The organism is Citrobacter sp. GW821-FHT07H02 (assembly GCF_059418505.1).
This window is the reverse complement of record NZ_JBWKPZ010000025.1, coordinates 62,923-71,387: the sequence shown is the minus strand read 5'-3', so window position 1 is coordinate 71,387 and position 8,465 is coordinate 62,923. Positions and strand designations below refer to the sequence as shown.

Genomic DNA, 8,465 nt, shown 5'->3' with positions numbered 1-8,465 from the left:
TGCCGAACTCAGAAGTGAAACGCCGTAGCGCCGATGGTAGTGTGGGGTCTCCCCATGCGAGAGTAGGGAACTGCCAGACATCAAATAAGAAGAACCCCGGTCCGCAAGGTCCGGGGTTTTTTGCGTTTATTAGCCTGATAAGCACAGTGGCATAAGGCGGGACAGGTGCACGAATTTTGCCGGATGGTGGCGTAAACGCCTTATCCGGCCAAGGGTGTTGCGACAATAAATCATGCAAAATTAATGTAGCACCTGTGATAAAAACGCGCGGGTGCGCTCTGATTTTGGCTGAGAGAAAAACTCCTCCGGGGGCGCCTGTTCAACAATTTCACCACGATCCATAAAGATCACCCGGTCAGCTACCGTTCTGGCAAACCCCATTTCATGCGTCACACACAGCATCGTCATCCCGGACTGCGCCAGACCAATCATGGTATCCAGTACCTCTTTCACCATTTCAGGATCCAGAGCTGAGGTGGGTTCGTCAAAAAGCATAATTTTCGGTTTCATGCACAGTGAGCGCGCAATCGCCACGCGTTGTTGTTGGCCACCCGATATTTGTCCAGGGAATTTCTGCGCATGTTCAGCGATCCGTACTCGCTCCAGATAATGCATCGCCAGCGCTTCAGCCTCTTTCTTTGGCATTTTATGAACCCAAATCGGCGCAAGTGTGCAATTTTGCAAAACCGTCAGGTGAGGAAACAAATTGAAGTGCTGGAACACCATCCCAACTTCCTGCCTGACACGCTCGATATTGCGGATGTCGTCATTGAGTTCAATTCCATCGACGATGATACGTCCTTGCTGATGCTCCTCCAGATGGTTAATACAGCGGATAGTGGTTGACTTACCGGAGCCGGATGGTCCGCAAAGTACAATTCGCTCGCCTTGTCTCACGTTCAAATTGATATTTTTCAGGACATGGAATTGCCCGAACCATTTGTTGACGTTTTCCAGCGTAATCATCGCGTCGGCAGGTTGGATTAATAATTGGCTCATAGATTCCTCAGTGCGGTGTACGCCCGGTGTTAAAACGCTTCTCCAGATGCTGGCTATAGCGAGACATGCTGAAACAGAAAACCCAGTAAATGAGGGCAGCAAAAACATACCCTTCGGTCGACATGCCCAGCCAGGCGGGATCGACGGTAGCCTGCTGTACGCTGCTAAACAGATCAAACAGGCCGATGATGATCACCAGGCTGGTATCTTTAAACAGGGCAATGATGGTGTTCACAAGCCCTGGGATCACCATCTTCAACGCTTGCGGAAGAATGACGAGCCCCTGGGTTTTCCAGTAACCCAGTGCCAGAGACTCTGCGGCTTCATACTGGCCTTTTGGTAACGCCTGTAGTCCACCGCGCACCACTTCTGCGACATAGGCGGACTGGAACAGAATTACGCCTACCAGTGCCCGGATAAGTTTGTCGATGCTGGTACCTTCCGCCATGAAGAGCGGTAGCATGACTGAGGACATAAACAGTACGGTAATCAAAGGTACGCCGCGCCAGAATTCAATAAAAATGACGGACAGTACGCGAACGACTGGCATATGAGAACGGCGGCTTAGCGCCAGCAAAATCCCTAATGGCAGCGCCCCCGCGATACCCACCGAGGCAATAATCAGGGTCAGGGTTAACCCACCCCACTGCCGCGTTTCTACCCGATCAAGCCCCAAAACACCGCCATACATGAGCCACCAAACAACGATAGGGTAGATAATGGCCCAAACCGCAATATAGCGCCCGCGATGCGGTATCGACCTCCAGAACATGGGAGCAATGGAGAGCAGGCCTGTGAGTAATGCAATATTGATACGCCAACGCTGCTCATGTGGATAGAGCCCATACATAAACTGGCCGAAGCGCTCATGGATAAACACCCAACAGGCGCCTGCTTTTGTGCAATCACTCCGGGTGGAACCTACCCAGTTAGCCTGCAAGAATGCCCAATTCAGTAGAGGGGGAATGAGCTCCCACATGAGCCATAGGCAGAAAATCGTCAGCAGACTATTGGACCAACTGGAAAATAAATTCTTACGGGCCCACAACACTGCGCGGTCTGCGCCGTTACTGGCTGGGCGCGGGGGATGAGACAGCAGAGCTTTTGTCATCATGATTCCTTAGCGCTCTATCAGTGCGATGCGGCGGTTATAAATGTTCATCAGCAGTGAAATAGACAGACTGATAATGAGGTACACAGACATGGTAATGGCGATAGTCTCAATGGCTTGCCCCGTCTGGTTGAGCACCGTCCCGGCAAACAGCGACACCATATCCGGGTAGCCAATGGCGGCGGCAAGCGAAGAGTTTTTGACAATGTTCAGATACTGGCTGGTGAGTGGTGGAATGATTACGCGCAGCGCCTGAGGAATAATGACCTGGCGTAGCGTCACCGTATTTGGCAGACCCAGTGAACGTGCAGCCTCATGTTGACCATAAGGAACCGCCTGAATACCGGCCCGAATGATTTCTGCAATAAATGCGGAGGTATACACAGATAACGCCAGAGTCAGTGCCGCCAACTCGGGAATGAGAGCCATCCCCCCCCGGAAGTTAAACCCGCGCAATTCCGGTACGTTCCAGTGCAGCGCAGCGCCAAAAATCCAGTGTGCCATCATGGGGAACAGGACTAACAATGCCATTGCCGTCGGCCAGGTTCTGCGTAGCCGACCTGTTTTTATCTGGTGCATTTTGTTGAAGCGAAATAGCCCAACGGACAATGCTGCGGCAAACAGGAGCGCAAGGCAAAACGCGAACAGCCCTTCTCCAATCAATGGGGCTGGGATATAGAGCCCCCGGTTGCTCAGAAAGACCAGATCCAGTGCGCTGACGGCCTGACGCGGTCCCGGAAGATTGCGCAGTACGGCAAAATACCAAAAGAAGATCTGCAACAGGGGCGGGATATTGCGGAAGGTTTCGACGTAGAAGGTGGAGAGTTTGCGTAATAGCCAGTTATCCGACAGGCGAGCAAGCCCCAGAAAGAAACCGAGAAATGACGCGAATACAATGCATAATGCAGAAACTAAGAGCGTATTGAGCAATCCGACAATAAAAACGCGGCCATAGGTATCACCCTGTTCGTAATCGATCAGATGCTGGACGATACCGAATCCGGCACTGCGATCGAGAAAGGCAAACCCTGAGGTAATGCCCCGGTTGCTCAAATTATTAATGGTGTTATGTATTAAATAGATAGCAACGCTGACAACCACGATGACGGCGAGTATTTGAAATAACCAGGCGCGTACCGCAGGGTTAGAAAAGGATAACGTTCCTTTTACGGGGGAGCGGCGATGGAACATAAGAAAACCTCGGAAACCATGACTCTTGGCTGAGCGCCGCCTGGTCGCGGCGCCCGTTACATCACATCGGATTAGCGCACGGGAGGGGCATACTGAATACCGCCGTTGTTCCAGAGATTATTCTGACCGCGTTTGATCTTCAGGGGGCTTTCCGATCCCACGTTACGTTCAAAGATCTCCGCGTAGTTCCCCACTTGCTTAATAACGTTATAAGCCCACTTGTTATCGAGCTTAAGATCCTTGCCGTAATCCCCTTCTTTACCCAGCAGGTGCGCCATATCAGGTGTTGCCGGGTTAGCGGCTTTTTCATCGACGTTCTTCGAGTTCACGCCCATTTCCTCAGCGTTCAGCATGGCAAAGAGCGTCCAGCGGACGACAGAGAACCACTCATCGTCGCCACGGCGCACGACAGGCCCCAGCGGTTCTTTTGAAATGACTTCCGGCAACACTACCCATTCAGCCGGATTGCTGAGTTTGATCCGCAGGGCATACAGTTGAGACTGATCGGAAGCTAATGTATCGCAACGGCCTGATTCCAGCGCTTTGGCTGACTCGTCAGAACGGTCGAAAGTCACCGGTGTGTATTTCATGTTATTGGCCTTGAAGTAATCGGCCACGTTAAGTTCGGTATCGGTTCCCGCCTGGATACAAACGGTCGCACCGTCCAGCTCTTTGGCGCTCTTCAGGCCAGCTTTATTATGCGTAAGAAAACCGATGCCATCGTAGTAAGTCACGCCGGTGAAAGACATGCCCATGCCGGTATCGCGGGAGGAGGTCCAGGTGGTATTGCGGGATAACATATCAACTTCGCCAGACTGCAATGCAGTAAAACGTTCTTTTGCCGTGAGCGGGGTGTATTTTACTTTTGTATCATCGCCAAATACTGCAGCGGCGACACCACGGCAAACATCAACATCAATGCCCGAAAATTTACCGCTCGCGTCAGCGTAAGAAAAACCAGGCAGGCCGTCACTGATACCACATTGTACGAAACCTTTTTTCTTCACTGCATCCAGAGTGGCTCCGGCATGTGCCTGATTTGCAACCGCAAGCAGCACGCCGGCTGCAGCAAAGCTGGCTATCATCATCTTTTTCATAATGCATCCTGTGTGGCGAAATTATCGTTATAGAGAGACGTTCTGGAAACGCCTTTTACCTGTCTGTGGCTCTGGCCATACTCTTTTAAGCAAAGGTGGTGCCAGGTTTTGCGTTTGAATCTCTAACGCAATATGTCTGAGTGTAGACAGGAAAAAATAAATGCAGCGCCCTGAAATGGTGCGAAATTGAAACGTAAGCCACATTTTGGAGCAAAATATTTAAATTTCAGGTGATGTGTTGAATAATAATTTCGGGGGTGAAAATTGACAGGGTAAGGATGTAGATAAAATGAGGATAGTTGCGAAAAGTTTGGTTGTTAAATTTATCGCCGCACTCTGTAAGTAAAACGAATAATTAAAAATCAGGGATTAAAAACGAGGCCAACATTTTGTCTTATATGAAGATTCTTTCTTTGACGTTAAAAGCGCGGCAATGCCGCGCTTTTAACATTTATTTGGACAGGGCGATGATCCCCATCGTCATGCCGGCTACGGCAGCAGTCCCGACGGCGATAGCCCCTGCAGTTTCCCAGTTATCCTGAGTGGTCCCCTTCATACAGGTATTGGTATGTACCAGACGGCCCTGATCATCATACACGGGTACGCAAGGGGAATCATGTGCACAGCCCGCCAGCAATGCGGTGAGCAATGCAACTGAAATTAATCTTTTCATGGTGTTACCTCAAAAATAAACGTTTCGCGAAATACAGCAAAGACAAATGCCAGGCCATCTGCGAACTCGTGGTTATTTTACCACCACTTAAAAAGCGGCTGGCATGGGGAATAATCTCAATTCGTGTGAATTGTAAAAATAATGGAGAAACAAACTGGTTGGGAGAGCGTTATCGGGATGAAATAGAGAAAAATAAATGACTATCTATTTAATAAATAAGGAGGTGGTTATTTTGTAGAAAGACGCCCGGAGGCGTCTTTATTTTACAAATTAATCGGGATGTCGATTGAAGCGGCGTTTAACCACGACAAAGAACACGGGCACGAAGAAGATAGCCAGCAATGTCGCCGTAAGCATCCCCCCCATCACGCCTGTGCCTACCGCATTTTGTGCACCGCTGCCTGCACCATGGCTGATAACCAGTGGCATAACCCCCAGAATAAAGGCGAGGGATGTCATCAGGATAGGACGCAGGCGCATACGCGATGCTTCGAGCGTTGCTTCAATCAATCCGCGTCCCTCTTTTTCCATCAGATCCTTGGCAAACTCGACAATCAAAATGGCGTTTTTGGCTGAAAGCCCGATCGTCGTTAGCAGACCAACCTGGAAGTACACATCATTGTTCATTCCGCGAAGCGATGCCGCCAGAAGCGCGCCGACCACACCGAGTGGGACCACCAACATGACCGAGAATGGAATGGACCAGCTTTCATACAGTGCGGCAAGACAGAGGAAGACCACGATTAACGAGATCGCATACAGTGCGGGTGCCTGGTTGCCAGAGAGACGTTCCTGGAATGACATGCCCGTCCAGTCGTGGCCAATCCCGCCAGGGAGTTTGGCTGCCAGACTTTCCATCAGCACCATAGCCTCGCCCGTACTTCTGCCAGGCGCTGCTTCACCCAGCAGTTCCATTGACGGCATACCATTATAGCGTTCCAGTCGCGGCGAACCATATACCCAGTGCGCTGAGCTGAAAGTTGAGAACGGCACCATTTCGCCATTTGCGCTGCGCACATAGAAATTGTTAATGTCGCTGGGTAGCATGCGGAATGGCGCATCCGCCTGTACATAGACTTTTTTCACCCGGCCATGATCGATAAAGTCATTCACGTAGGTGCCACCGAGAGCGGTAGAGATCGTCTGGTTGATATCGGACAGACTCACACCCAGCGCTTGCGCTTTTTCCTGATCGATTTCCAGCTTAAATTGTGGGGTATCCTCCAGGCCGTTAGGGCGCACACGTACCAGTAAATCCGGATGTTCTTTCACCATGCCCAACAGCTGATTTCGCGCATTGGTGAGTTCCGTATGGCCGAGGTTAGCCTGGTCGATCAACTCAAAGTCAAAACCCGTTGCTGTACCTAATTCGAGAATGGCCGGGAGGTTAAACGGAAATACAAGCCCGTCTTTGATCTGGCTGAAGGCTTTAGTCGCACGCGCCACGATCGCACCTACGCCATTTTCTTCTCCAGAGCGCTCTTCCCATGGTTTAAGACTAATAAAGACGATACCGGAGTTTTGCCCCTGGCCGCTGAAACTGAACCCATTGACGGTGAAGACGGACTCAACGTTGGCTTTTTCCTCATTCAGATAATAATTCTGAATTTGATCGAGAACTTTTTGTGTTCGATCCTGCGTCGCGCCTGCCGGAAGCTGCACCATCGTCATGAAAACGCCCTGATCTTCCTCCGGGAGGAAGGAGGTTGGCAGTCGCAGGAACAGGATGGCCATCCCACCGACAATAAGGACATACACCAACAGATAACGTCCGGTCTTGCGTAGAATACCGCTCACGCTGCCGCTGTAGTGATCAACGCTCTTATCAAATAGCGCGTTAAACCAGCCGAAGACGCCGCCTTTCTTTTCATGATGTTCGCCAGATGCCGGTTTCAGCAGCGTGGCGCAAAGAGCTGGGGTCAGAATGAGCGCAACAAGCACGGAAAGCGCCATCGCTGACACGATGGTCAACGAGAACTGGCGATAAATTGCGCCGGTCGATCCACCGAAGAAAGCCATCGGGACAAACACCGCAGAGAGCACCATCGCAATGCCGACCAGCGCCCCCTGTATCTGTTCCATGGATTTCTGCGTTGCCTCTTTCGGCGGTAGTTTATCTTCCACCATCACGCGTTCGACGTTTTCTACCACCACGATGGCGTCATCAACCAGCAAGCCGATGGCGAGAACCATCCCGAACATCGTCAGGGTATTGATCGAAAATCCGAAGGCTGCCAGCACGGCGAATGTACCCAACAGAACGACCGGCACAGCGATGGTTGGAATTAACGTGGCGCGCAGGTTTTGTAAAAACAGATACATGACCAGGAAGACAAGGATAATGGCTTCAAACAGTGTCTTCACCACTTCGTGAATCGAGATTTTTACAAAGGGGGTGGTGTCATATGGGTAAACGACCTTTAAACCTTGCGGGAAAAAAGGCTGTAATTCGGCGAGTTTTGATTTGATCGCCGCAGCCGTATTCAGCGCATTGGCGCCGGTTGCCAGCTTAATACCCAGGCCTGTCGCCGCCTGGCCATTAATTTTGGTCACCATATTGTAGTTTTCGCCGCCGAGTTCAATACGGGCCACATCTTTGAGGTGGACCATCGAACCATCCTGGTTCACTTTCAGCGTGATGTGACCAAACTCCTCCGGTGTTTTCAGCCGCGTCTGAGCAATGATCGAGGCGTTCAACTGTTGATCCGCAATGGAGGGGGTTCCTCCTAACTGGCCAGCAGCAATCTGGTTATTCTGTGTTTTTAGCTGATTGATGACGTCCAGCGGCGTGAGTTGATACTTATTCAGCGCGTTGCTGTCGAGCCAAATACGCATGGCATACTGCGCGCCAAACAGTTGCACGTCGCCCACGCCTGATGTACGGCTGATGGCATCCTTGACGTTAGACGCGACATAGTCGGAAATGTCATCCTGCGTCAGACTCTTGTTGTCGGAAACGAATCCCGCCACAAGAAGAAAGCTGCTGCTGGATTTTTCGACGCTGATGCCCTGCTGTTGTACTTCCTGAGGCAGGAGAGGCATCGCCAATTGCAGTTTATTCTGCACCTGAACTTGCGCAATATCAGGGTCGGTGCCGGACTGGAATGTCAGCGTGATCGTCACGCTTCCGGCAGAGTCGCTGGTGGAAGACATATACATCAGGTTATCGATGCCATTCATATTTTGTTCGATAACCTGAGTCACCGTGTCCTGCACGGTTTGCGCATCCGCGCCTGGGTAAGTCGCGGAAACAGCAACCGCAGGAGGGGCAATAGTGGGGTACTGCGCAACGGGTAGCTGTATTATCGCCAGAGCACCAGCCATCATCAGAATGATGGCCAGTACCCAGGCAAAGATAGGGCGATTAATAAAAAAATTAGCCATGTCCTGTTAC

At 51.0% G+C, this 8,465-nt stretch carries 6 protein-coding genes and 1 rRNA gene; 1 reads left to right on the top strand and 6 read right to left on the bottom strand.

The genetic code is table 11. The annotated features are described in order from the left end of the window. Positions 1-79 (top strand): 5S ribosomal RNA (rrf, locus tag AC07NP_RS20070); the annotation flags it as partial. A gap of 161 nt (positions 80-240) precedes the next feature. On the opposite strand, the gene AC07NP_RS20065 is transcribed toward rrf, so the two are convergent. The 6 genes from AC07NP_RS20065 to AC07NP_RS20040 form a co-directional block, all read right to left on the bottom strand. After that, the gene (locus tag AC07NP_RS20065) at positions 241-999 is read right to left on the bottom strand and encodes an amino acid ABC transporter ATP-binding protein (protein WP_203359785.1); all 759 of its coding nucleotides are present in this window, start codon (positions 997-999) and stop codon (positions 241-243) included. A gap of 7 nt (positions 1,000-1,006) precedes the next feature. Beyond that, positions 1,007-2,110, bottom strand: a complete 1,104-nt coding sequence (locus AC07NP_RS20060) for an amino acid ABC transporter permease (RefSeq protein ID WP_494661526.1) — start codon at positions 2,108-2,110, stop codon at positions 1,007-1,009. A gap of 9 nt (positions 2,111-2,119) precedes the next feature. Beyond that, the gene (locus AC07NP_RS20055) at positions 2,120-3,301 is read right to left on the bottom strand and encodes an amino acid ABC transporter permease (RefSeq protein ID WP_494661524.1); all 1,182 of its coding nucleotides are present in this window, start codon (positions 3,299-3,301) and stop codon (positions 2,120-2,122) included. 71 nt (positions 3,302-3,372) lie between these two features. Next, positions 3,373-4,398, bottom strand: coding sequence for an amino acid ABC transporter substrate-binding protein (locus AC07NP_RS20050; RefSeq protein ID WP_494661523.1), 1,026 nt, complete (start codon positions 4,396-4,398; stop codon positions 3,373-3,375). Positions 4,399-4,849: 451 nt separating this feature from the next. Beyond that, positions 4,850-5,071 carry a lipoprotein gene (locus AC07NP_RS20045; RefSeq protein ID WP_203359788.1) on the bottom strand — a complete coding sequence of 74 codons (222 nt, stop codon included), beginning with the start codon at positions 5,069-5,071 and terminating at the stop codon, positions 4,850-4,852. Positions 5,072-5,341: 270 nt separating this feature from the next. Then, positions 5,342-8,455 (bottom strand): efflux RND transporter permease subunit, encoded by a 3,114-nt coding sequence (locus AC07NP_RS20040; RefSeq protein ID WP_494661522.1) that lies wholly within the window; start codon positions 8,453-8,455, stop codon positions 5,342-5,344. Positions 8,456-8,465 lie beyond the last annotated feature (10 nt).

Bases quoted from the DNA above. Each gene is read 5' to 3' on its own strand.
- AC07NP_RS20065 (WP_203359785.1), bottom strand. From the start codon at position 999: ATGAGCCAATTATTAATCCAACCTGCCGACGCGATGATTACGCTGGAA.
- AC07NP_RS20060 (WP_494661526.1), bottom strand. From the start codon at position 2,110: ATGACAAAAGCTCTGCTGTCTCATCCCCCGCGCCCAGCCAGTAACGGC.
- AC07NP_RS20055 (WP_494661524.1), bottom strand. From the start codon at position 3,301: ATGTTCCATCGCCGCTCCCCCGTAAAAGGAACGTTATCCTTTTCTAAC.
- AC07NP_RS20050 (WP_494661523.1), bottom strand. From the start codon at position 4,398: ATGAAAAAGATGATGATAGCCAGCTTTGCTGCAGCCGGCGTGCTGCTT.
- AC07NP_RS20045 (WP_203359788.1), bottom strand. From the start codon at position 5,071: ATGAAAAGATTAATTTCAGTTGCATTGCTCACCGCATTGCTGGCGGGC.
- AC07NP_RS20040 (WP_494661522.1), bottom strand. From the start codon at position 8,455: ATGGCTAATTTTTTTATTAATCGCCCTATCTTTGCCTGGGTACTGGCC.